We start from the raw sequence: 24,184 nt of genomic DNA, 5'->3' as shown, positions 1-24,184 counted from the left end.
CCGGGGCCCGTTTCGTGACACAACGTACGGGATTGCCCCCTGTTCCGGTCGGCTTGTGGCCAAAACCCGATAGAATTCAGGGTTTGGCAATCCTGGCACGAGACCGCTCGTGCACTTGCCGGCGGCTTTCTTTTTCGTCTTCCTATGCTGACCTTCCAACAAATGATTCTTACCCTGCAGGCCTACTGGGACCGGCAGGGTTGCGCGTTGCTGCAACCGATCGATCTGGAGGTCGGCGCAGGGACGTCGCATGTGCACACGTTCCTGCGCGCGATCGGCCCCGAGCCCTGGCGCGCGGCCTACGTGCAGCCGTCGCGGCGCCCCAAGGATGGCCGCTATGGCGAGAACCCGAACCGCCTGCAGCACTACTACCAGTACCAGGTGGTACTCAAGCCCGCGCCCGAGAACATCCTCGACCTGTACCTGGGCTCGCTGGAAGCGCTGGGGCTGGACCTCAAGCAGAACGACATCCGCTTCGTCGAGGACGACTGGGAGAATCCCACGCTCGGCGCCTGGGGCCTGGGCTGGGAAGTCTGGCTCAACGGCATGGAAGTGACCCAGTTCACCTACTTCCAGCAAGTCGGCGGCATCGACTGCAAGCCGATCACGGGCGAGATCACCTACGGCATCGAACGTCTGGCGATGTATCTCCAGCAGGTGGAGAACGTCTATGACCTGGTCTGGACCGAGTGGGTCGAGAACGGCGAGACGCGCCGCCTGACCTATGGCGACGTCTACCACCAGAACGAGGTGGAGCAGTCCACCTACAACTTCGAACACAGCAACACCGAGATCCTGTTCCGCCATTTCTCCGAGCACGAGGGCGAGGCACGCCGGCTGATGGGCGAGGTGGGTGACAGTCGCGGCGAGACCACCGAAGACGGCCAGAAGAAGGATTCCGGCGTGCGTCTGGCGCTGCCGGCCTACGAACAAGTGCTCAAGGCGGCACACACGTTCAACCTGCTCGATGCCCGGGGCGCGATCTCCGTGACCGAGCGCGCGGCCTACATCGGCCGTATCCGCAATCTGTCGCGCCAGGTGGCGCAGGCCTACTACGACTCGCGCGAAGCGCTCGGCTTCCCGATGTGCGGCAACGGGGCCCGCGCATGACCTCGCGCGTGCGCGGCGCACGCATGCCGAGGCGCCTGACAGCGCTGGCGACCGTGGTGTCGCTGGCAACGCTGGGCGGGCTGCTGGCGGCGTCCGGCGCGGCGCAGGCGGCTGCCCGCGCGGCCACCACCCCGGTGCCGCAGGCGCTGTACCTGCCGGCCGACCTCGCCAATATCTGCGAGGCCGACCCGCAGGCGCTCCAGCAGGCCATCGCCCGGCACTGGAAGCCGTCGCTGGCCAGCATCGACCAGTGGACGCAGCTGGTGCGCTCGTTCTCGTGCGACCTGTCCGGCTCGCGCGACCTCGGCTGGCACCGCGTGCCGCTGCGCACCTACGAGAGCGCCATCCGCTACCCGCTGCAGTGGGCCACGTGGGAAGAGCGCAACGGCCGCTCGCGCCGCACCGTCCGCAACTATTATTCAGCGGCGCAGTTGCCGCAGAAGATCGATTTCTGGGTGGGCGGACGGATCGACGAGATCCGCTATGACCGCCGCCAGCAGCGCATCGACGCCCGCTTCCCGGCCGCCGGCGCCCGTGGCGCCTCCGGCGTGGTGGCGCAGTGCGCCTACACCACGCTGCAATTCCGCCAGCAGAACGGCCTGTGGCTGCTGTCTGGCGTAGAACCCAATCTCGCGCCGCGCTGCTGACAGCGCGCGCCTTTCATACCCGTTGGATACGATTCATGTCGCAACCCATGACCGATTCGCTGCTGATCGAACTGTTCACCGAAGAGCTKCCGCCCAAGGCGCTCGCCCGCCTGGGCGATGCCTTCKCGCAAGGCCTGACTGACGGCCTGCGCGCGCGCGACCTGCTCGAGGCCGGCGCCAGCGTGACCCCGTTCGCCACGCCGCGCCGCCTGGCCGCACTGGTGACCGGCGTGCGCCGCAGCGCCCCCGACCGCGAGCAGCGCGAGAAGGTCCTGCCCGTCTCCGTGGCGCTGGACGCCAACGGCGCCCCCACCGCCCCGCTCGGCAAGAAACTGGCCGCGCTGGCCAAGTCCGTCGGCGTGGCCGAGATCGACTGGCAGACGCTGGAGCGTGCCTCCGACGGCAAGGCCGAGGCGCTGTTCCATCGCTACACCGCCAAGGGGGCTACGCTGGCCGACGGCCTCCAGGCCGCGCTGGACGAGGCAATCGGCAAGCTGCCGATTCCGAAGCTGATGAGCTACCAGCGCCCGGACGGCACCACGGTGCACTTCGTACGCCCCGCGCACAGCCTGATTGCGCTGTTCGGCGCCGAGATCGTGCCGGTGTCCGTGCTCGGCCTGCCGGCCAGCAATGTCACGCTGGGCCATCGCTTCCTGTCCGAAGGCACCCTCGAGATCCCGCACGCGGCGGAATACGCCACGCTGCTGGAGAACAAGGGCCGCGTGGTGGCGAGCTATGCCGACCGCCGTGAGCGCATCCGCACCGCCCTGCTCAAGGAAGCCGGCGCCGACCAGGTGGTCATGCCGGACGCGCTGCTGGACGAAGTGAACTCGCTGGTCGAGTGGCCGGTGGTCTATCCCTGCCACTTCGAGGAAGTCTTCCTGGCCGTGCCGCAGGAATGCCTGATCCTGACCATGCAGACCAACCAGAAGTATTTCGCGCTGACCGACGCCGCCGGCCACCTGCGCAACCGCTTCCTGATCGTGTCGAACCTGGCCACCGAGACGCCCGAGTCCATCGTCACCGGCAACGAGCGCGTGGTGCGCCCGCGCCTGGCCGACGCCAAGTTCTTCTTCGACCAGGATCGCAAGAAGACGCTGGCCTCGCGCGTGCCGCAGCTCGGCAACGTGGTCTATCACAACAAGATCGGCAGCCAGCTGGACCGCGTGCAGCGCCTGCAGCAGATTGCCGGCCACATCGCCGACGCGATGAATGCCCACGGCGTGACCGTCGACAAGGCCGCCGCCATGCGCGGCGCCGAACTGGCCAAGGCCGACCTGCTGACCGACATGGTCGGCGAGTTTCCCGAACTCCAGGGCACGATGGGCACCTACTACGCGCGCCATGACGGCGAAGCCGACGAGGTGGCGCTGGCGTGCTCGGAACACTATCGCCCGCGCTTTGCCGGCGACGCGCTGCCCGAGGGTGCCGTCAGCACCGCCGTGGCGCTGGCCGACAAGCTCKAGACACTGGTCGGCATCTGGGGTATCGGCCTCCAGCCCACCGGCGAGAAGGATCCGTTCGCGCTGCGCCGCCACGCGCTAGGCATCCTGCGCATGCTGATCGAGCGCCCGCTGGCGGTGCCGCTGGACACCCTGCTGGCGCTGACCGAGCAGGCGTTCGCGGGGATCGTCGCCGTCAAGCCGTCGCGCGAGGCCATCACCGATTTCCTGTTCGACCGCGTGCGCGGCTACCTCAAGGACAAGGGCTACACCACCAACGAGGTGGAAGCCGTGGTGAGCCTGCGCCCGCAGCAACTGCATGACGTGCTGGGCCGCATGGAGGCCGTGCGCACCTTMGCCGCGCTGCCCGAGGCCGAGGCACTGGCCGCCGCCAACAAGCGCATCACGAACATCCTGCGCAAGACCGACGAAGCCATCGGCACGGTCGACACGGCGCTGTTCCAGGAAGACGCCGAGGGCGCGCTGCATGCCGCCATCGAACGCGTGCGTCCGGGTGTGGAAGCGGCCTTCGCCGGCGGCGACTTCACCGGCGCCCTGCGCGACCTGGCCCAGCTCCGCGACGCCGTGGACCGCTTCTTCAACGACGTGATGGTGATGGCCGAGGACGCGCGCCTGCGCGCGAACCGGCTTGCGCTGCTGGCCACGCTGCACACGCTGGCCAACCGCGTGGCGGACATCTCCAAGCTGGCCGCCTGACCGGAGCCCTGCGATGCCACAGTCCCAGCCCCGCTTTGTGATCCTCGACCGCGACGGCGTGGTCAACCTCGACAGCGACCACTTCATCAAGACGCCCGATGAATGGGTGCCGATCGCCGGCAGCCTCGAGGCCATCGCCACGCTGAACCAGGCCGGCTACCGCGTGGTGATCGCGAGCAACCAGTCCGGCATCGGGCGCGGCCTGTTCGAGATGAGCGCGCTGAATGCGATGCACGAGAAGATGTACAAGGGGCTGGCCAACCTCGGCGGGCGCGTGGAGGCGGTGTTCTTCTGCCCGCACACGGCCGCCGACAACTGCGACTGCCGCAAGCCCAAGTCGGGCCTGTTCGAGCAGATCGGCGAGCGCTTCGGCCTGGAGCTGCGCGGCGTGCCCGTGGTGGGCGACTCCCTGCGCGACCTCGAAGCCGGCGTGGCGGTTGGCTGCATCCCCCATCTGGTCCTKACCGGCAAGGGCGTGAAGACGCGTGACAAGGGCACCCTGCCCGCCGGCACGCGCATCCACGACGACCTGGCCGCGTTCGCCCGCTGGCTGATTGCCGGCGATGCCGCCCACAAGGCGTCTTCGTCACCCGCGCCCAGCGCCCCCTGAATTCCGGCCACACTGATGACCTTTATCCGTTCCCTGCTGTTCGCGCTGTACCTGATCGTGCTCACGCCGCCCTACGCGTGCGCCTGCTTCATCGCCTTCCCGTTCATGAACGCCGACCGGCGCTTCCGCTTCGTGCGTGGCTGGCCCCTGCTCGTGATCTGGGCTGGCCGCCTGATCTGCGGCATGCGCTACCGCATCGAAAACGGCGAGCGCATGGACGCGATGCTCGACAAGCCCGTGGTGCTGCTCTCCAAGCACCAGTCCGCCTGGGAAACCGTGGCCTACGTGGCGCTGATGCCCAAGCCGCTGTGCTTCGTGTTCAAGCGCGAGCTGCTGTTCGTGCCGTTCTTCGGCTGGGCGCTGGGCATGCTCAAGATGGTCCATATCAACCGCAAGGAAGGCACGCGCGCGTTCGCCTCGGCCGCGCGCCAGGGCCGCGACCGGCTCGCCGAGGGCGCCTGGATCATCATGTTCCCCGAAGGCACGCGCACGCGCGCCGGCCAGGAGAACCCCCGCTACAAGAGCGGCGGCGCCCGGCTGGCCGTGGAAACCGGCGCCTGGGTGATCCCGATGGCGGTCAACTCCGGACGCGTCTGGCCGCGCAACTCCTTCCTGAAATACCCCGGCCTGATCACGATCTCGATCGGCATGCCGATTTCGTCGGCCAACAAGACCGCCGACGTGCTGAACCAGGAAGTGGAAGCGTGGATCGAGGCCGAGATGCGCCGGATCGATCCCGAAAGCTATCGCCGCAACCCCAGCGAAGCCGCCGCATGAAGCTGCTGCGTCCCACTCCCGACAACCCCGGCGCGCAGCTCGAACTGCCGCTCGCGGAGGCTGCGCCCAGCGCTGCCTCCGCCGCGGATGCCGCGCTGCTGGCGCCCTCGCTGGACACGCCCCCGGCCGACACCTGGCCACCCGCCCTGCCCAACGGCCGCACGCTGCACGTGGGCGAGCGCATGCTCCACTACGCGCTCAAGCGCTCGTCGCGGCGCACCATCGGCTTTACGGTGGATGACCGCGGGCTGTCGATCACGGCGCCACGCTGGGTTACGCTGACCGATATCGAGTCGGCCATCCTGGAAAAGCAGCGCTGGATCTTCAACAAGCTGGGCGAGTGGCGCCACCGCGAGGCTCGCCGCATACTGCCGACGGTGCAATGGCGCGAGGGCGCGAGCCTGCCGTTCCTGGGCAAGCCGATCACGCTCCAGCTCGATTCGCCGGCCGGCGCGCTGCTGTTCGACGCCGACACGCGCGTGCTGCACCTGGCGCTGCCGACGCACGCCGACGAGCAGCAGATCAAGGACCGCGTGCAGGGCTGGCTCCAGCACCAGGCGCGCCGCCTGCTGGTGGAGCGGCTCGATATCTACGCCGACAAGCTCGGCGTGCGCCACACCGGCTTCGCGCTGACCTCGGCCGCCACGCGCTGGGGTAGCTGCACCGCCGACGGCAAGATCCGCCTGAACTGGCGGCTCATGCATTTCCCGCTGTCGATGATCGACTACGTGGCCGCGCACGAACTGGCGCACCTCAAGGAAATGAACCACGGCCCGCGCTTCTGGGAAACAGTGGAATCGATCTTTCCCGAGTTCCGCGATGCCCGCGCCCAGCTGCGCGCGCATCCGCCCGAGCTGCTGCCGACGTTCTGACGCCCGGCGAGGCGGGGAGCCGCCGGCGAGGCCCCGCCATCCGGACTAAAATACGGCCTCGCCATCCTACGAATTCCAGAAAAGGGCTCCCCATGCGACTCCTCCACACCATGCTCCGCGTTGGCGACTACCAGCGCTCCATCGACTTCTACACGCGCGTGCTCGGCATGCAGCTGCTGCGCGAGAGCGACAACCCCGAGTACAAGTACCGCCTGGCGTTCGTCGGCTACGGCCCCGAGAGCGAGACGGCCGTGCTCGAGCTGACCTACAACTACGGCGTGGACCAGTACGACCTGGGCACCGCCTACGGCCACATCGCGCTGGAAACCCCGGACGCCGCGGCGGCCTGCGAGCGCATCCGCGCGGCGGGCGGCAAGGTCACGCGCGAGGCCGGTCCGGTCAAGGGCGGCACCACGGTGATCGCCTTCGTCGAGGATCCGGACGGCTACAAGATCGAGCTGATCGAGCGGCATTCGACGCGTGACGCGTCGCGCCCGTAAGCCAGCCCGATGAACACGCAAGCCCTGACGCGGCGCCCGCTGGACGGCACGGCCATCGGCCTGATGGTGTTGCTGTGCGCCGCCTGGGGCCTGCAACAGGTGGTGATCAAGGTGACGGCGCCGCTGATGGGCGCCGTGCTCCAGGCCGGCGTGCGCTCGGCGATTGCGGCGCTGCTGGTGTTCGCCTTCGCGTCCTGGCGCGGCACGCCGCTGTGGCAGCGCGACGGCACGCTGCGCCCCGGGCTGGTGGCCGGGCTGCTGTTCGGCGCCGAGTTCTTCTGCATCTTCGTTGGGCTGGGCCACACCACGGCCTCGCGCATGGCCGTGTTCCTCTACACCGCGCCGATCTTCACGGCGCTGGGCCTGCACCTCTTCGTGCCCGGCGAGCACCTGCGGCGCGGCCAGTGGCTGGGCGTGGTGCTGGCGTTCTGCGGCATGGCGCTGGCCTTTGTCGATGGCATCGCGGCCACCTCGGCGCATGCCAGCACGCTGCTCGGCGACGCGCTGGGCGTGGTCGCCGGCGCGCTCTGGGCGGCCACGACCATCGTCGTGCGCGCCAGCTCGCTCTCAAGCGCCCCGGCCAGCAAGACGCTGCTGTACCAGCTGGCGGTCTCGGCGGTGCTGCTGCTGGCGATGGCGCTAGCGGCGGGTCAGGCCGGGCGGGTGGAAGTCAACGGGATGGTGGTGGCGAGCCTGTTCTACCAGTCGGTGCTGATCGCGTTTGCGAGCTACCTGATCTGGTTCTGGCTGCTCAGGCAGTACCTGGCGTCGCGGCTGTCGGTGTTTTCGTTCCTGACACCGCTGTTCGGCGTAGCCTTCGGGGTGCTGCTGATGCACGACGCCGTCGGCCTGCGCTTCGGCGCGGCGGCGGTGCTGGTGCTGCTGGGGATCGTGCTGGTGAACCGGAAGGGCTGAGGCACAGGCACCGCGATCAAGCTCGCGGCGCCTGTCATCGAACGACTTAGCGCGGGAACGAGAACATTCCGAGCGCGTCGCGTACCTCTTCCAGCGTCTGCTGGGTCAGTTCGCGCGCTTCGGCCGTGCCCTTGCGCAGGATCTCGAACACATAGCCCGGGTCCTTCGCCAGTTCCTCACGGCGCTCGCGGATCGGGCGCAGCATCTCCTGCAGGATGCCTTCCACACGGCGCTTGAGCACCATGTCGCCCAGGCCGCCACGGCGGTAGTGGTCCTTCAGCTCGGTCACTTCCTCCACGTTCGGATCGAACGCATCGAGGTAGGTGAACACGACATTGCCCTCCACCTGGCCCGGATCGGACACCTTCAGGTGGTTCGGGTCGGTGTACATGCGGTGCACCGCTTCCTTGATCTGCTCGGGCGAGGCGCCCAGCGGAATCGCGTTGCCCAACGACTTGCTCATCTTGGCCTTGCCATCGACACCCGGCAGGCGGCCATGCTTGKGGATCAGCGCGGCGGCTTCGGGCAGCACGTCGCGACCCACCTGATGGTTAATCCGGCGCACGATCTCGTTGGTCTGCTCGATCAGCGGCGCCTGGTCCTCGCCCACCGGCACCAGCACGGCCTTGAAGCCGGTGATGTCCGCCGCCTGCGAGGCKGGATAGCACAGGAAGCCCGCCGGGATGTCACGGCCAAACCCGCGCGCCTGGATCTCTTCCTTGATCGTCGGATTGCGTTCGAGGCGCGCCACCGTGACGAAATTCAGGTACATCAGCGTCAGTTCGGCCAGCGCGGGCAGGTGCGACTGCACGGTGATCGTGGTCTTGGCCGGGTCGATGCCGACGGCCAGGTAGTCTAGCGCCACTTCCAGCACGTTGCGCCGCACCTTTTCCGGATCGTGGGCGTTGTCGGTCATGGCCTGCGTGTCCGCCAGCAGCACGTACTGCTTGTGCGAGTCCTGCAGGGCGACGCGGCTCTTGAGCGAGCCGACGAAGTGGCCCAGGTGCAGCGGGCCGGTGGGGCGGTCACCGGTCAGGATGACGGGACGCGGGTCGGTTTTCGCGGTTAGCGTGTTGGCGGTCATAAGCGTCGCTGGAACTTCGGAATATTCGAAAAAATTCGGAAAACGGAAAACTCTGCGTGATTCAGGCCACGCCGCGCGCGGGGCGGGGCGCGGCGCTGTCGCCGACGGTGCGCGCCAGCTCGACATACTCGGCCACGGGCACTTCCTCGGCGCGGCGGGTAAGGTCGAAGCCGAGCTTGTCGAAGTCGACCTGATCGCGCAGGAAGGACAGCGTGTTGCGCAGCACCTTGCGGCGCTGGGAGAACGCGGCGGTCACCACGTCGCCCAGCACACCTGCGTCGCAGGCGGGGTACGGTGAGCGCAGCCGGCCATCCTCGCCGCGCGGCCACGGGATCATGCGCACCACGGCAGAATCGACCTTGGGCGGCGGATTGAACGAGCCAGGTGGCACATCGAGCACATGTTCCATGTGATAGCGCACCTGGAGCATGATCGACAGCCGCCCGAAGGCCTTGCTGCCCGGGTCCGCCACCATGCGCTCCACGACTTCCTTCTGGAGCATGAAGTGCTGGTCGCGCACCTGGTCCGCGAAGTCCATCAGGTGGAACAGCAGCGGGCTGGAAATGTTGTACGGCAGGTTGCCGACGATGCGCAGCGGGCGGCCGGTCTCGTGCAGCTTGCCGAAGTCGAACGCCAGCGCGTCGCCGGCGTGCACGACCAGCCGGTCGTTGTAGCGGCGGCGCAGGCGGTCCACGAGGTCGCGGTCCAGCTCCACCACTTGCATCTGCGGCAGGCGCTCGAGCAGCGGGTCGGTCAGCGCGCCGAGGCCCGGGCCGATCTCGACCACGATGTCATTCGGTTGCGGATCGATCGCGCCGACGATGCCGTGGATGATGCCGTCATCGACCAGGAAGTTCTGTCCGAATCGTTTGCGGGCCACATGGCCCTGGTGCACGTTTGAACGCATGGTGTCTGCGGCTGGCGGTCAGCGGGTAGCGGGCCACACGCCGGCATTGCCGTCGTGATGGCGCCCGTTGGCGTGGCCAGCCATGGTAATGGCACTGCGGATGGCCTCGATCATGCTGCCGTGCTCGGCGCGGCCGCTGCCGGCCAGGTCGAGCGCGGTGCCGTGGTCCACCGAGGTGCGGATAAAGGGCAGGCCCAGCGTGATGTTCACGCCGTGCCCGAAGGTGCCGTACTTGAGCGGCGCCAGTCCCTGGTCATGGTACATCGCCAGCACGCAGTCCGCGTCGCGCAGGTGGCGCGGCTGGAACAGCGTGTCGGCTGGATAGGGGCCGCGGGCGTCGATGCCGGCATCGCAGGCCAGGGACAGGGCGGGGCCGATCACGTCGATCTCCTCGCGCCCCATGTGGCCGCTCTCGCCGGCGTGCGGGTTCAGGCCGGTCACCAGGATGCGCGGCCGGGCGATGCCGAAATGGCGACGCAGGTCGGTATCGATGATGGTCAGCGTCTCCACCAGCATCGGGATGTCGAGTGCGTCGGGCACCGCGCGCAGCGGCAGGTGCGTGGTGGCCAGCGCCACGCGCAGCATGGCGTTGTCGTGGGCCGGCTGCGGGCCGGCCAGCATCATCACCACACGCGGCACGGCGGCGCGCTCGGCCAGGTATTCGGTGTGGCCGGTGAACGGCACGCCCGCGTCGTTGATCGTGCTCTTTTGCACCGGCGCGGTGATCATCGCCGCGTATTTGCCGGCCTGCAGGCCGTCGATGGCGGCGTCCAGCAGCGCCAGCACGTAGCGGCCGTTGCGGGCGTCGAGCTTGCCCGGCTCACTCTGCACGCCGAGCGGCACATCCTCCACCACCACCCCGCCTTCGCCGATCTGGCGCGTCCAGGCGTGGCCGACGCCCAGCGCCGCGGCCCGGCTGGCCAGCAGACGGGCATCGCCCAGCACATGGAAGCGGTAGTGCCCGTTGCGGTTGCCATTGCTGCCGGCAAGCTGCAGCAGCGCCCCGATMGTGATGTCGGGGCCGATGCCGGCAGGTTCTCCGGTGGTAATGGCTAGCGCGAGCGGGTCGGGCATGGATGGGGTGGGGTCGGGGGCGCCGGCGGATCAGCGCTGGCGGTTGATGCGGTATTCCACGTACGCCGCGCTGCGGAGCTGGCGCACCCAGTCATCATAGGCGGCGCGCAGCTTCTGCTCCCGGACTTCCGAACGGGCGAAGTCGCGCTGCTTCTCCGCCGACACCTCGGTCTCGCGGCGATTCATCACCTGGATCAGGTGCACGCCGAACTGGGTGACCACCGGGTCGGAGATTTCGCCCGGACGCAGCCGGTTCATGGCCTGCTCGAACTCGGGCACCAGTTCGCCCGACGAGACCCAGCCCAGGTCGCCGCCCTGCTGGGCCGAGCCGTCCTGCGAGAAGCGGCGCGCGAAGTCGGCAAAGTCGCCGCCGTGCGTGATGCGGTCGCGCAGCGTCGTCATCTGGCGGCGTGCCTCGGCCTCGGGCATGTTCGGACCGGTGCGCACGAGGATGTGGCGCACCTGGGTCTGCGTGATGCGCTCGCTGGCCTGCGGCTGGTCGGCGGCCGGCGCGGCGCGCTTGGCCATCAGCCGGATCACATGGAAGCCGTTGGCCGACTCCACCACCTCGGGCACCAGTGCGCCGGGCTGGAGGTCCACCACGGCGTTGGCGAACAGCGCCGGCAGGCGGCCGATCTCGCGGAAACCGAGCGCGCCGCCCTGCGCCGCCTCAGGTGCTTCCGAGTTGGCCTTGGCCAGCGCGGCGAAGTCCGCCCCGCCCTGCGCCTGCTTCAGCAGGCCCTCGGCCTTGGTCTTCAGCTCGGCCTTCTGGGCGTCGGACGCGTTTTCGGGCACGCGGATCAGGATCTGGGCGACGTTGTACTCGGTCGGCCCGGCCGGCGCGGCGCCGCCCTTGCGCGCGGCGAGGTAGTTGTCGATCTCGCCGTCGTAGACCTGCACCTTGGAGTCGACCTCGCGCTCGCGCAGGCGAATCACCTGCACCTGCTTGCGGAGTTCGTCACGATACTTGGTCCAGCTCATGCCGCTGGCTTCCACGCGGCTGCGCAGTTCGGTGGCGGTCAGGCGGTTCTGCTGCGCCACGGACTCGATGGCGCGGTCGACTTCCTGGTCCGTCACGCGGATGCCGGCGTCCTGCGCGGCCTGCGTCTGCACGCGCTCCATCACCAGTCGCTCGAGCACTTCGCCGAGCAGGTCGGCGCGCGGCGGCACCTCACGCTGCGCGGCGCGCAGCTGGCTCTCGATCTCGTCGGCGCGGTCCAGCAGCTCGCGCCGCGTGATCACGCTGTTGTTGACCACCGCCACCACTTCATCGACAAGCTGCGAGCGCTTCTGGCCCGGCTGCGGCACGCCCATCTGCGGCTCGCTCGGCGGCACGGCCTGCTGGGCGGGCTGCTGCAGGAAGATGCCCGAGGTGCGGCCGCTGCCGCTGCCGCTACCGGAAAGTGACGGCTTGCCCGAGGGCGCCGACGGGGCCTTGAGCTGCGCCACGGCTGGCGCGGCCAGCGCGGCAAGCACGGCAGCCATCGCCACGTGCCACAGGGGGTTGGATCGGGACAGCGCGTTGGAAGCTCGACGTTTCATCTTGGTCCGTCATTCATAGTGATCGTACTGGGACGTGGGCACCGGACGTGCGGTAACAGGCTCGTAGCCGGGCACGTTCAGACGCAGCATGTCCAGCGGGTTGGAACCGATCTTGGACAACCCGCGGAATTCCACCTGCAGGAAGAACCGGCCGGTATAGCCCTGCGTGGTGTTGCGGAAACGCTGGTATACCACGCGTCCCACCCAGCAGTCGGCGGCGTATTCGATGCCGGCCAGCGCATCGACCAGCTGGTTGGCGGTCTGGTCGAACGCCACCCGGCCAATACCGTAGGTGCGGCGCGTGATCGGCCACTGACTCGACAGCTCGAACTGGTCGATGGCCGAGTTATCGGTCACCGAGGTCGGCCGGCGGTAGCGGTAGCCCACGTTGACCAGCTTGCGCGACTCCGGCCGCCACGCGAACGCCACGTTCGAGTAATTCACGCGGTTGTCCTCGGGGMTGTACTGGATGCCMGCATCGAGATAGTAGCCGCGGAACAGCTGGATCGTGGTAGCTGCGAGCAAGTCAGAATAGCTCGGCTTGGTATCTGTGGATGTACCGGTCAGCTGCACGCGCTGGCCGGTGAAGTCCACGCGCTGCGCCAGCGTGCCGCGGAAGCGCTCGATGCCGGTATCGGACTCGATCAGGCGCGTGGTCACGCCCGCCGTGAGCTTGTTGTTGTCGGCGATCCGGTCATTACCGGTGAACGCGTTCTCGCTGAAGATCTGCCCATAGCCAAAGTCTGTCTGGACAGTATCGAACAGCGGGAACTGGCTCTGGTCGCGGAACGGCGTGTAGACGTAGAACAGGCGCGGTTCCAGCGTCTGGGTGTAGTTCACGCCGAACAGCTTGCTCACGCCGGGCGCCGCGCGGTCGAACACCATGCCCGAGTCCAGGCTCACCGTGGGAATGGCGCGGCCGAAAGAGTTCTGCGCGCCGGTGGTGTTGGTGCCGGTGTCCATGTTGTACTGCGCGGCGTTGAAAATCACCTTCGGCGTCACGAACCAGCCCGGGCGGATGATCGGGTAGCTGATCACCGGCTGGATGAACGCGCGGTTGCCCTCGGGCTGCTGGAAGCCGGTGGACGTCAGCGGGATCCGGAAGCGGGTGTAGTCGGCTTCCACCGAGATATCGAAGCCGCCGAAGTCATAACGCGTGTAGCGAGCGTTCAACTGCGGCTCGCGCTCGTACGACGGCTCGCTCGGGCGCAGCGTCTGGAACTTCTGCACCCGTGCCATGAACGTGAAGTCCTGCCAGTTGTAGATCACGCCGCCTTCCTGCGTGTACTGGCGCAGCGTGGACTGGGAGACCGAGCGCGTCAGGTCGTCCGGATACTGGTCGTCGGACACCTTGCTGACGTTGGCATACGCCGTCATGCCCGGAATGATCCGCTGGGTGTGCTGGAACGAATACGCCCAGCGGTCACGCTCGGCCTTCCTGTCGTCCGGCAGGAATTCGGCCCGCAGGCGGCCCGAGTAGCCATCGCCGAGGTAGCGGTAGTCGCCGCCCAGCTGCACGCCGCGCGAGGTCAGCAGGCGCGGATAGAGCGTCAGGTCGCGGTTCGGCGCCAGGTTGAAGTAGTACGGCACTGTCAGGTCGAGCCCCGACTTGGAGCTGTACCCCATCAGCGGCGCCAGCACCCCGCTGCGGCGCTCGTCGTTCAGCGGGAACGAGAACGCCGGCGCGCCGGCGATCGGCACGTTGAAGAAGCGCAGCACGCCGCCGTAGGCGGTACCCACCTGGCGGTCGCTGTCGATGTCGATGCGGTTCGCGCTGAAGTACCAGTCGGCGTTGTCGGGCGAACAGGTCGTGTACGACGCCTTCTTCATCGTGCTGCGGTCGGGGTCGATGAAGTCGATGCGCTCCGCGCTGCCCGCGCCGCCGGTCTGGTGGAAATAGTAGTCGGGCGAGAGCATGTAGCCCTCGTTGGCCTCCACGCGCAGCTTGGCCTCGGGGCCCACGGCCAGCGTGCCGCTCTTGGACAGGCGCACGTTGCCCGTGGCATGGGCCTCGTCGGTGTCCTGGTCATAGGTCACCTTGTCGCCCTTGACCACGGCGCCGTCTCGGCGCAGCTCGGCATTGCCCTCGAGCGCCACGCCCTTTTCGCTGAAGCCGGTCAGGCTGTCGCCCGAGACATAGGCCGGGGCGTTGGGGTTCGACGGGGTCGAGCTCGGCGCGATGTTCATGCTGCTGGCCGTGGCCGCCTTCGGCGGCGCCTCGTCCAGGCGGGGCACCAGCACGCCGGCTTCCGGCGCGGGCGGCGGGGCTTCGGGGGTCTGGGTGACCGCCGGCTCGGCGATGTCGATGTTCGGGATGGCCGAGCCCGCGCCATATTGCGCGTGCACGCTCACCGACAGGCCCGCCATGGCCAGCACGAGCGGACGCAGGGTGCTGGCCGGCAAAGCGGCACGCATGCGCCGCGGCAGGCCGCGCAGCGCGGGCGGTCGGGTGGCCGGATGATGCGGTGATCGTTGTTGTTCGGTCATGCGGACGGTTATCGGTCGGCTCGGCGCCGGGCTGCGGAACGGTCCCGCGAACGGTTCCGTACTTCCCGCCAACCCTTGCCGGAGCAGGCTGCGGGGCAACAAAGGCCCCTCCCGGGGGCCACCCGGCGCCCGGGTCTGGTCGGGTATTATACGGGGCATCGTATCCACCCAATCCGGCATGGCAGCACTTATTCACGACCCAACCTCCGACCCGCGTATCGCCCAGCTCAAGAGTTGGGTCGCCGGGCTCGGCGCCACATGGTCGATCGACCCCGACTCCTGCGCCCCGGCATCCGCCGACGCCAGCTTCCGCCGCTACTTCCGCGTGCGCACCGGCCATGCCGCCCATCCGACGGCCATCGTCATGGACGCCCCGCCCGCGCACGAGGACTGCCGGCCGTTCATCCACGTGGCCGGGCTGTTCGGCGAGGCCGGCGTGACCGTGCCCACCGTGCTGGCCCAGGACCTGGCGCAGGGTTTCCTGCTGCTGGCCGACCTCGGCAGCCAGACCTACCTGTCGAAGCTGGACGCCTCGTCCGCGCGCGGCCTCTATGACGACGCCGCCGCCGCGCTGGTCAGGATCCAGCTGGCCACCCGCCCCGGCACGCTGCCCGCCTACGACCGCGCCCTGCTCCAGCGCGAGCTGGACCTGTTCCCCGAGTGGTACGTGGGCCGCCACCTGGGCGCCACGCTGAACGACGCCCAGCAGGCCGACCTGCGCGAAGTCTTCGACGCCGTGCTGGCCAACAACCTGGCCCAGCCGCAGGTCTACGTGCATCGCGACTATCACTCGCGCAACCTGATGGTCCTGCCCGATGGCGCCAACCCCGGCATCCTGGACTTCCAGGACGCCGTGATCGGCCCGGCCACCTATGACGCGGTCTCGCTCTGGCGCGACGCCTATATAGAGTGGGACGAAGAGCAGCAGCTCGACTGGCTGATCCGCTACTGGGAGCGCGCGCGCAAGGCCGGGCTGCCGCTGAACGCCGATTTCGGCGCCTTCTACCGCGATTTCGAGTGGATGGGCCTGCAGCGCCACCTGAAGGTGCTCGGCATCTTCGCCCGCCTGTACCACCGGGATGGCAAGGACGGCTACCTCGCCAACCTGCCGCTGGTACTCAAGTACACGCGCAACGTGGCCGGCCGCTACACCGAGCTGCGCAAGCTGGTGCGGCTGCTCGATGCCCTGGAAGGCACCGAGCGCCCCGCCGGGTTCACGTTTTGAGCGCCGCCCCCGCTGATCCTGCATCGCCCAGCCCCGCGCCGGTCACCCGTGGCGGGGAATGGTGGGCCGGCGTGCGCGCGCTGGCGCCGATGCTGCTAGGCGTGGTGCCGTTCGGCCTGATCTATGGCGTGCTGGCGGTCAATGCCGGCATGCCCGCCTGGCTGGCCTGCGCGATGAGCGCCATCGTGTTCGGCGGCGCCTCCCAGATGATCCTGACCCAACTCTGGGCGGCCGGCACGCCGGCGCTGGTGATCGCCTTCACCGTGGCGATGGTCAACCTGCGCCACGCGCTCTATTCGGCCACGATCGCCCCGTCGCTGGCACCGCTGCCGCGCCGCTGGAAGGCGCTGGTGGCCTACMTGCTGACCGACGAGGCCTTCGCCGCCATGACGCGCCGCCTGGGCGATACCGGCGAGCGGGCGMGCTACCGCCACTGGTTCTACTTCGGCGCCGGCTTCTCGCTGTGGTCGAGCTGGCAGCTCTCCACGCTGGCCGGCGTGCTGGTCGGCGCGCAGGTGCCGCAGGACTGGCCGCTCGATTTCTTCCTGCCGCTGACCTTCATCGCCATCATCGTGCCGAACCTCAAGCACCGCGCCCACGTGGCCGCCGCGCTGGTGGCCACGGCGCTGGCGGTGGCCTGCTTCGGCCTGCCGCACAAGCTGGGCCTGATGGTGGCCGCGCTGGGCGGTATCGCGGCGGGCATGCTGCTGCTCGGGCGCGGGCACCCCACGCCGGGCCGCAGCCCGCGCAAGGAGCCGGCGGCATGAATCCGATGACCTTGCTGTGGGTGTTTTTGGGCGCCGGGCTGGCCACGTACCTGATCCGGCTGTCGTTCATCGCCGTGGAAGGCCGCGTGCGGCTGCCGTCCTGGTTCCGCACCGCGCTCCAGTTCGTGCCGGCGGCGATGCTCTCGGCGCTGATCGCCCCGGACCTGCTGATGCACGACGGCGCGCTCTACCTGAGCCCCTATAACACCCGGCTCGTGGCCGGGCTGGTGGCCATCGTCATCGCCGCCTACACGCGCAGCGTGGGCTGGACGATTGCCGGCGGCATGGCCACGCTGATCGCCCTGGAGTATTGGTTGTGAACACCCTGAAAGCGATGATCTTCGCGGCGGGACGCGGCGACCGCATGCGTCCGCTGACCGATACCTGCCCCAAGCCGCTGCTGCGCGTGGGCGGCAAGCCGCTGATCGTCTGGAAGATCGAGGCGCTGGCGCGCGCCGGCTTGACCGACATCGTCATCAACCATGCCTGGCTCGGCGAGCAGCTGGAAGCGGCGCTCGGCGACGGCTCGCGCTTCGGTGTGCGCCTGCACTGGTCGGCCGAAGGCAGCGCGCTGGAGACGGCTGGCGGCATCGCCAAGGCCCTGCCGCTACTGACGCCGAACCCTGACGCCGGCGAGATCTTCCTGGCCGTGTCGGGCGACATCTTCTGCGACTTCGACTACGCCGCGCTGCTGCCGCGCGCCCGCGCCATGGCCGGTGCGGAGCGACCGATGATGCACCTGGTGATGGTGCCCAATCCGCCCTTCCACCCGCGCGGGGACTTCGCGCTGGGCGCCGACGGCCTGCTGCGGCTGCCCGATGATGCGGGGGATGCCGTGCCGCTGACCTTCGGCAATATCGGCCTGTACGACACGCGCCTGTTCCGCGAGATCGCGCCGGGTCAGAAAGTGGCGATGACGCCCTATTACCGCGCAGCGATTGCCAGCAGCGATGCCACCGGCGAACGTTTCGACGGCCGTTGGGAGAACGTCGGCACGCCGGCGCAGCTGGCCGCGCTGGATACCGAGTTGCGCGCCGAACTGGGCGTGCCCKCCACCGGCACCGGCGGCGCCTGAGGCGCCCGCGCCACCAGCCAGGCTCCCAGCGGGGCCACCCGCACGCCGACGGGTTTAGAATCGGCATCATTCCCCACCTCGCCACCTCGCCACCTCGCCACCCACTCCATGTCCGCACCCGACTCCGCCCTGCTTGGCGCCTGCCGCGACCGCCGCGCCCGCGTGCTGCAACATCTGCGCGCCGGCGGCGGCGGCGTGGCCATCGTGCCCACCGCGCCCGAGGCCATGCGCAACCGTGACAGCGACTATCCCTATCGTCACGACAGCTATTTCTATTACCTGACCGGCTTCACCGAGCCCGAGGCGGTGCTGGTGCTGGTGGCCGGCGCGCCCGGGGAAGGCCCCGGCGCGGACCGCAGCATCCTGTTCTGCCGCCCCAAGCACGAGGAGCGCGAGATCTGGGATGGCTTCCGCCATGGCCCGGAAGGCGCGCGCGCCGCGTTCGGCCTGGACGAGGCGCACTCGGTGGAGGAAATCGACGCCCTGCTCCCGCCGCTGCTGGCCAATCGCGCCCAGGTGGCCTACCCGCTGGCCGCCTCGGCCGAGACGGACCTGAAGGTGCGCGGCTGGCTCGACGCCGTGCGCATGCAGGGCCGCGCCGGCGTGGCCGCACCGTCCGCCGCGCTCGACGTGCGCACTATCCTCGACGAAATGCGGCTGTTCAAGGACGCCGGCGAGGTGGCGATCATGCGCCGCGCGGGCGAGATCTCGGCCCAGGCGCACGTGCGGGCCATGCGCGCCTCGCGGGCCGGGTTGCGCGAATATCACCTCGAAGCCGAACTGCTCTACGAATTCCGTCGCCATGGCGCGCAGAGCGTGGCCTACAACTCGATCGTGGCCACCGGCCCGAACGCCTGCGTGCTGCACTACCGCGCCGGCCCGGCCGAATTGCGCGATGGCGACCTGTGCCTGATCGACGCCGGCTGCGAACTCGACGGCTATGCGTCGGACATCACCCGCACCTTCCCGGTCTCGGGCCGCTTCTCGCCCGCCCAGCGCGAGCTGTACGACCTGGTGGTGGCCGCGCAGGACGCCGCCATCGCCGAGACGCGCGCCGGCGTGCCGTACAACGTGCCCCACGACGCCGCCGTGAAGGTGCTGGCGCAGGGCATGCTCGACACCGGCCTGCTCGACCGCAACAAGGAAGGCACGCTCGACGACGTGCTGGCCAGCGGCAGCTATCGCCGCTTCTATATGCACCGCACCGGCCACTGGCTGGGCATGGACGTGCACGACGTGGGCGAGTACCGCGCGCCGGGCCCGCTGCCCGCCGGCCATGAGGGCGAGCGGCCGTGGCGGCCGCTGGAACCCGGCATGGTGCTGACCATCGAACCTGGTATTTACGTGCGCCCGGCTGAAGACGTGCCGGAGCGCTACTGGCATATCGGCATCCGGATCGAGGACGACGCGGTCGTCACCGCCGGCGACTGCGACCTGCTCACGCGCGGCGTGCCGGTCAAGGCCGATGACATCGAAGCGCTGATGCGCGACAACCTGGGAGACATCGCACGATGAAGACCCTGCTCCGCAAGCTGTTCAGCGGTGGCGGCACGCAACACACGCATTCCAGCAAGCCCGCAGCAGCGCGGCAAGTGGTGCCGGGCGAGCCGTTCGTGATCAATCTGTATGACGACCGCCTGGTCGTGCATCGTCCTGACGGCCAGCGCGAGGAACTCGCCTGGGACGCGCTGGAACGCGTGATCGTGCGCGTTTCCGACCGCGCGCCGTGGACCGGCGCCGCCTGGCTGATCCTGGCCGGCGACGCCGAGAGCAAGCAGGGCTGCGTGGCCCCGCTGGACGCCGCCAACGGCGATGCGCTGGTGGCGCACCTCCAGGCCCTGCCCGGCTTCCACCAGCAGAAGCTCGACAACGCGCTGCGCGATGCCGCCGCCGGCAAGTCGCGCACGGATGCCGTGCTGTGGAAGCGTGCCGCGGCGAATGCGGCGAATGCGGCCGATACGGCCCAATCCGGCGAGGAAGCTCCTGATGACAAGCCCCGTGACCCTCAGCACCACTCCCAGTCCCAGCCACAGTCCGGCGCCCAGCCCTGATCCGTTCGACATCGCCATCGTCGGCGGCGGGCCCGTCGGCCTGGCGCTGGCGGCGCAGTTGCTGCGCACCACGCCGTGGCGGATCGTGCTGATCGATGCGGCCACGCCGGCCCGCGCCGCGCGGGACCCCCGGGCGATTGCGCTGTCGCACGGCAGCCGCCAGCTGCTCGAGCAGATTGGCGCGTGGCCGATGCCGGTGCAACCTATCGAGCACATTCACGTGTCGCAGCGCGGGCGCTTTGGCCACGTGAAACTGCATCACGACGACTACGGCGTGCCGGCGCTCGGCTATGTCGTGCGCTATGGCGACCTGTGCCAGACGCTGGAACGCGCGCTGGCTCGTGCCGCGGACGCCGCGCCGGGCCGCCTGGCGCGCCAGTTCGAGACGCGCATCGACGACATCGCGCAGGACACCAAGGCCGAGCGGCAGGAAGATGCCGCGCTGGTGCGGCTKACCGGCACCTCGCATGCCGATCAGGTCGGGCTGCCCATGGCGGTCACGGCGCGCCTCGCCGTGCAGGCCGAAGGCGGACTGTTCCACCAGCGCACGCAGCGGCTGGCGCGCAGCGCCGAAACCTCCCGGCGGCGCGACTACCAGCAGACGGCCATCATCGGCCATGTGACGTGTACGCAACCGCGGCGAGGCTGGGCTTGGGAGCGCTTCACCGAGGAAGGGCCCCTCGCGCTGCTGCCGCATGACGAACACGGCACTGCCGGCTATGCGATGGTCTGGTGCTGCCCGCCCGATACGGCCATGCGGCGGCTCGCGCTGTCCGATGCCGAATTCKCCGCGGAACTGGGCGAGGCGTTCGGCTCGCGCATGGGCCGCTTCACGCTGGTGGGCAAGCGCCACGCGTTCCCGCTGGGGCTGAATGCGGCGCCGGTGACCGTCGATGGCCGCATCGCGGCGGTCGGCAACGCCGCCCAGACGCTGCATCCGGTGGCCGGACAAGGGTTGAACCTTGGCCTGCGCGATGCCTTCGCACTGGCTGACTCGCTGCGCGCCGGCTGCACGCCGCAGGCGTTGCAGGCCTTCGCCGGCCGCCACCGCGTGGACCGGGCGATGACCATCGGCGTGACCGACCTGCTGCCGCGTGTCTTCGGCATCGGCGGGCCGCTGGCGGCCCATGCGCGCGGGGCGTCGCTGGCAGCGCTGGCCTGCGTGGCGCCGCTCAAGGACGCGCTGGCGCGCCACATGATGTACGGCGCGCGCCGCTGATCCCTCGTGGGGGGCGGGCACCGTGCCACGCAGGCACGGCCCGCCCCCTCATCCATGATATTTGCTCATTTCTTGGGCAACCCGGTCCGTTTGGCGGTAAAATCCMGCCCTCGCGCCTTCCCCCAGTACCCGTTTACCGAACGCGCCATGTGACGCAAAACCGTCACGTGCGCCTGTTCCATTCGCTATTCCTATCGTGCAGATCGGTCCGCATCGTCTTCGCAACAACCTGTTCGTCGCCCCCATGGCCGGGGTGACGGACCGGCCGTTCCGCCAGCTGTGCAAGCAGCTGGGCGCGGGCTACGCGGTGTCCGAGATGGTGGCGTCCAACGCCCAGCTCTGGAAGAGCGAGAAGACCATGCGCCGCGCCAACCACGCGGGCGAGGTGGAGCCGATCTCGGTGCAGATTGCCGGTGCCGAGCCGGGGATGATGGCCGAGGCGGCCCGCTACAACGTGGACCGGGGCGCGCAGATCATCGACATCAATATGGGCTGCCCGGCCAAGAAGGTCTGCAACGTGGCGGCCGGGTCGGCGCTGCTGCAGAACGAGCCGCTGGTGGTGCGCATCGTCGAGGCCGTGGTGGGTGCCGTGGGCGACCGCGTGCCCGTGACGCTGAAGATCCGCACCGGCTGGGACCGCGAGCACAAGAATGCGCTGCGCGTGGCGCGCCTGGTGGAAGACGCCGGCATCAGCATGCTGACGATCCACGGGCGCACCCGCGCGGACCTGTACCACGGCGAGGCCGAGTACGAGACGATTGCGGCGGTCAAGCAGTCGATCCGGATTCCCGTGGTGGCCAACGGCGACATCACGTCGCCGCAGAAGGCGCGCGAGGTGCTGGCCGCCACCGGCGCGGACGCGATCATGATCGGCCGCGCGGCGCAGGGCCGGCCGTGGCTGTTCCGCGAGATCGAACACTTCCTGGCGACGGGCGAGATGCTGCCGTCGCCCGAGGTGGCCGAGATCCGCGCGATCATGAACCATCACCTGGCCGACCACTACGCGTTTTACGGCGAGTTCACCGGCGTGCGCACCGCGCGCAAGCACATTGCCTGGTACACGCGCGGCCTCAAGGGCGCGAACCTGTTCCGGCATCGGATGAACACGCTGGAGTCCACCACGGCGCAGCTGGAGGCCGTGAACGCCTTCTTCGACGAGCAGGCGGCGATTTCCGACCGCCTGGTCTATGTGGAAGACGGCGACGCCACGGCCGAAGGCCAAGATAAGAACGCCGACAACAACAACAAGAACAAGGAATTGCTTGCCGCATGAGCCGCAACGCCATCGATCAATGCATCCGGGACAGCCTGGATACCTACTTTCGCGACCTGGACGGCGAAGAGCCGTCCAATATGTACAACATGGTGCTGGAGGCCGTGGAACGGCCCCTGCTGGAAGCCGTGATGGCGCGCGCAGAGCGCAACCAGTCGCTGGCGGCCGCCTATCTCGGCATCAATCGCAACACGCTGCGCAAGAAGCTGCAGCAACACGGTTTACTTTGAAGCGTTCCCCCAAGCCATGATCAAGCAAGCCCTTCTCTCCGTTTCCGACAAGACCGGCATCGTCGATTTCGCGCGCGACCTGAACGCGCTCGGCGTGGTGCTGCTTTCCACCGGCGGCACCGCCAAGCTGCTGGCCGACGCCGGCCTGCCCGTGACGGAGGTGGCCGACTACACCGGCTTTCCGGAAATGCTGGACGGCCGCGTGAAGACGCTGCACCCCAAGGTGCACGGCGGCATCCTGGCTCGCCGCGACCTGCCCGAGCACATGGCCGCGCTGGCCGAGCACCAGATTCCCACCATCGACCTGCTGGTGGTGAACCTGTACCCGTTCCAGCAGACCGTGGCCAAGGATGACTGCACGCTGCCGGACGCCATCGAGAACATCGACATCGGCGGCCCGACCATGCTGCGCTCGGCGGCCAAGAACCACCGCGACGTGACCGTGATCGTGGACCCGGCCGACTACGCCGTGGTGCTGGACGAAATGCGCGCCAACGCCAACAGCGTCGGCTACGACACCAACTTCCGCCTGGCCACCAAGGTCTTCGCGCATACCGCCCAATATGACGGTGCAATCACAAACTACCTGACCAGCCTCGGCGCCGACAAGTCGCACCAGGCCCGCAGCGCCTATCCGAAGACGCTGAACCTGGCCTTCGAGAAGGTGCAGGAGATGCGCTACGGCGAGAACCCGCACCAGTCGGCCGCCTTCTACCGCGACCTGAAGGCCGTGGACGGCGCGCTGGCCAACTACGTGCAGCTGCAGGGCAAGGAGCTGTCGTACAACAACATCGCCGACGCGGACGCCGCGTGGGAGTGCGTGAAGTCGTTCGATGCCGCCAACGGCGCCGCCTGCGTGATCATCAAGCACGCCAACCCGTGCGGCGTGGCCGTGGGCGTGAACGCGCTGGAAGCCTACGACAAGGCCTTCAAGACCGACTCGACCTCGGCCTTCGGCGGCATCATCGCCTTCAACGTGGAACTGGACGAAGCCGCCGCACAGGCCGTGGCGAAGCAGTTCGTGGAAGTGCTGATCGCCCCGTCGTTCAGCACGGCGGCCCGCAACGTGTTCGCGGCCAAGCAGAACGTGCGTCTGCTGGAGATTCCGCTGGGCAAGGGCGTGAACCAATACGACCTCAAGCGCGTGGGCGGCGGCCTGCTGGTGCAGGGCCCCGATGCGCGCAACGTGCAGCCGTCCGAGCTGCGCGTGGTGACGCGCCGCCATCCCACCCCGAAGGAAATGGACGATCTGATGTTCGCCTGGCGCGTGGCCAAGTTCGTGAAGTCGAACGCCATCGTGTTCTGCGGCGGCGGCATGACGCTGGGCGTGGGCGCGGGCCAGATGAGCCGCGTGGATTCCGCCCGCATCGCCAGCATCAAGGCGCAGAACGCCGGCCTGACCCTGGCGGGCTCCGCCGTGGCCAGCGACGCCTTCTTCCCGTTCCGTGACGGCCTGGACGTGGTGGTGGATGCAGGCGCAACCTGCGTGATCCAGCCGGGCGGCTCGATGCGCGACGACGAGGTGATCGCCGCCGCCGACGAGCGCAACATCGCCATGGTGCTGACCGGCACGCGCCACTTCCGGCATTGAGACGCGGCGGCGCATACTGAGGCGCCGGCCCTCTCCCCTCAGTGGGAGAGGGTCGGGGAGAGGGGTGGT

23 protein-coding genes are annotated in these 24,184 nt (G+C 68.9%); 18 read left to right on the top strand and 5 right to left on the bottom strand.

Annotated elements, in window-relative coordinates; all coding sequences use genetic code 11:
- Positions 1–144 precede the first annotated feature (144 nt).
- The 8 genes from glyQ to AC1EJR_RS13470 all read left to right on the top strand — a co-directional run bounded on the left by glyQ (position 145) and on the right by AC1EJR_RS13470 (position 7,590).
- On the top strand, positions 145–1,110 hold the full coding sequence (gene glyQ / locus AC1EJR_RS13505) for a glycine--tRNA ligase subunit alpha (protein ID WP_092291953.1): 966 nt from the start codon (positions 145–147) through the stop codon (positions 1,108–1,110).
- Positions 1,107–1,757 carry a hypothetical protein gene (locus tag AC1EJR_RS13500; RefSeq protein ID WP_441591719.1) on the top strand — a complete coding sequence of 217 codons (651 nt, stop codon included), beginning with the start codon at positions 1,107–1,109 and terminating at the stop codon, positions 1,755–1,757. The genes glyQ and AC1EJR_RS13500 overlap by 4 nt, the downstream gene beginning before the upstream one ends.
- A gap of 35 nt (positions 1,758–1,792) precedes the next feature.
- Complete coding sequence (glyS, locus tag AC1EJR_RS13495; protein WP_477147194.1) at positions 1,793–3,916, top strand: glycine--tRNA ligase subunit beta; 2,124 nt, start codon at positions 1,793–1,795, stop codon at positions 3,914–3,916.
- Between the two features lie 13 nt (positions 3,917–3,929).
- Complete coding sequence (gene gmhB / locus AC1EJR_RS13490; RefSeq protein ID WP_092291949.1) at positions 3,930–4,526, top strand: D-glycero-beta-D-manno-heptose 1,7-bisphosphate 7-phosphatase; 597 nt, start codon at positions 3,930–3,932, stop codon at positions 4,524–4,526.
- A gap of 15 nt (positions 4,527–4,541) precedes the next feature.
- Complete coding sequence (locus AC1EJR_RS13485; RefSeq protein ID WP_092291947.1) at positions 4,542–5,303, top strand: lysophospholipid acyltransferase family protein; 762 nt, start codon at positions 4,542–4,544, stop codon at positions 5,301–5,303.
- Entirely contained in the window at positions 5,300–6,175 is an 876-nt protein-coding gene (locus AC1EJR_RS13480) for a M48 family metallopeptidase (RefSeq protein ID WP_092291945.1), read from the top strand. The genes AC1EJR_RS13485 and AC1EJR_RS13480 overlap by 4 nt, the downstream gene beginning before the upstream one ends.
- 92 nt (positions 6,176–6,267) lie before the next feature.
- A complete protein-coding gene (gloA, locus tag AC1EJR_RS13475; protein WP_092291943.1) occupies positions 6,268–6,675 on the top strand; it encodes a lactoylglutathione lyase in 408 nt (135 codons plus the stop codon).
- A gap of 9 nt (positions 6,676–6,684) precedes the next feature.
- Complete coding sequence (locus tag AC1EJR_RS13470) at positions 6,685–7,590, top strand: DMT family transporter (protein WP_092291941.1); 906 nt, start codon at positions 6,685–6,687, stop codon at positions 7,588–7,590.
- A 46-nt stretch (positions 7,591–7,636) separates the two neighbouring features.
- Here the strand turns inward: AC1EJR_RS13470 and trpS are convergent, their stop codons facing one another.
- The 5 genes from trpS to AC1EJR_RS13445 form a co-directional block, all read right to left on the bottom strand.
- Positions 7,637–8,674: a tryptophan--tRNA ligase gene (trpS, locus tag AC1EJR_RS13465; protein ID WP_477147193.1), complete on the bottom strand. Its 1,038-nt coding sequence runs from the start codon at positions 8,672–8,674 to the stop codon at positions 7,637–7,639.
- A gap of 61 nt (positions 8,675–8,735) precedes the next feature.
- Positions 8,736–9,581: a 16S rRNA (adenine(1518)-N(6)/adenine(1519)-N(6))-dimethyltransferase RsmA gene (gene rsmA / locus AC1EJR_RS13460; RefSeq protein WP_092291937.1), complete on the bottom strand. Its 846-nt coding sequence runs from the start codon at positions 9,579–9,581 to the stop codon at positions 8,736–8,738.
- Between the two features lie 18 nt (positions 9,582–9,599).
- Positions 9,600–10,655, bottom strand: a complete 1,056-nt coding sequence (gene pdxA, locus AC1EJR_RS13455; protein ID WP_092291935.1) for a 4-hydroxythreonine-4-phosphate dehydrogenase PdxA — start codon at positions 10,653–10,655, stop codon at positions 9,600–9,602.
- 30 nt (positions 10,656–10,685) lie between these two features.
- A complete protein-coding gene (locus tag AC1EJR_RS13450; protein WP_454756816.1) occupies positions 10,686–12,197 on the bottom strand; it encodes a peptidylprolyl isomerase in 1,512 nt (503 codons plus the stop codon).
- Between the two features lie 9 nt (positions 12,198–12,206).
- Positions 12,207–14,684 (bottom strand): LPS-assembly protein LptD, encoded by a 2,478-nt coding sequence (locus AC1EJR_RS13445; RefSeq protein ID WP_477147192.1) that lies wholly within the window; start codon positions 14,682–14,684, stop codon positions 12,207–12,209.
- 178 nt (positions 14,685–14,862) lie between these two features.
- Between AC1EJR_RS13445 and AC1EJR_RS13440 the strand changes: the two genes are divergently transcribed.
- From AC1EJR_RS13440 to purH, 10 genes are all read left to right on the top strand, one after another.
- A complete protein-coding gene (locus AC1EJR_RS13440) occupies positions 14,863–15,909 on the top strand; it encodes an aminoglycoside phosphotransferase family protein (protein ID WP_441591711.1) in 1,047 nt (348 codons plus the stop codon).
- Positions 15,910–15,998: 89 nt separating this feature from the next.
- On the top strand, positions 15,999–16,676 hold the full coding sequence (locus tag AC1EJR_RS13435; RefSeq protein WP_477147233.1) for an AzlC family ABC transporter permease: 678 nt from the start codon (positions 15,999–16,001) through the stop codon (positions 16,674–16,676).
- Positions 16,673–16,996, top strand: coding sequence for an AzlD domain-containing protein (locus AC1EJR_RS13430; RefSeq protein WP_092291925.1), 324 nt, complete (start codon positions 16,673–16,675; stop codon positions 16,994–16,996). The genes AC1EJR_RS13435 and AC1EJR_RS13430 overlap by 4 nt, the downstream gene beginning before the upstream one ends.
- Before the next feature lie 5 nt (positions 16,997–17,001).
- Entirely contained in the window at positions 17,002–17,751 is a 750-nt protein-coding gene (murU, locus tag AC1EJR_RS13425) for an N-acetylmuramate alpha-1-phosphate uridylyltransferase MurU (protein ID WP_477147232.1), read from the top strand.
- 108 nt (positions 17,752–17,859) lie between these two features.
- Positions 17,860–19,266 (top strand): aminopeptidase P N-terminal domain-containing protein, encoded by a 1,407-nt coding sequence (locus tag AC1EJR_RS13420; RefSeq protein ID WP_092291923.1) that lies wholly within the window; start codon positions 17,860–17,862, stop codon positions 19,264–19,266.
- Complete coding sequence (locus AC1EJR_RS13415; RefSeq protein ID WP_255370716.1) at positions 19,263–19,802, top strand: hypothetical protein; 540 nt, start codon at positions 19,263–19,265, stop codon at positions 19,800–19,802. Before AC1EJR_RS13420 ends, AC1EJR_RS13415 begins: the two co-directional genes overlap by 4 nt.
- Positions 19,738–21,021 (top strand): UbiH/UbiF/VisC/COQ6 family ubiquinone biosynthesis hydroxylase, encoded by a 1,284-nt coding sequence (locus AC1EJR_RS13410; protein ID WP_477147191.1) that lies wholly within the window; start codon positions 19,738–19,740, stop codon positions 21,019–21,021. The genes AC1EJR_RS13415 and AC1EJR_RS13410 overlap by 65 nt, the downstream gene beginning before the upstream one ends.
- A 196-nt stretch (positions 21,022–21,217) precedes the next feature.
- On the top strand, positions 21,218–22,294 hold the full coding sequence (dusB, locus tag AC1EJR_RS13405; RefSeq protein ID WP_092291919.1) for a tRNA dihydrouridine synthase DusB: 1,077 nt from the start codon (positions 21,218–21,220) through the stop codon (positions 22,292–22,294).
- Complete coding sequence (locus tag AC1EJR_RS13400; RefSeq protein WP_092291917.1) at positions 22,291–22,524, top strand: Fis family transcriptional regulator; 234 nt, start codon at positions 22,291–22,293, stop codon at positions 22,522–22,524. The genes dusB and AC1EJR_RS13400 overlap by 4 nt, the downstream gene beginning before the upstream one ends.
- Before the next feature lie 16 nt (positions 22,525–22,540).
- Positions 22,541–24,115: a bifunctional phosphoribosylaminoimidazolecarboxamide formyltransferase/IMP cyclohydrolase gene (gene purH, locus AC1EJR_RS13395; RefSeq protein WP_092291915.1), complete on the top strand. Its 1,575-nt coding sequence runs from the start codon at positions 22,541–22,543 to the stop codon at positions 24,113–24,115.
- Positions 24,116–24,184 lie beyond the last annotated feature (69 nt).

It is taken from the genome of Cupriavidus sp. 05T42 (assembly GCF_056396345.1).
This window is presented reverse-complemented; position numbering and strand designations above follow the sequence as displayed.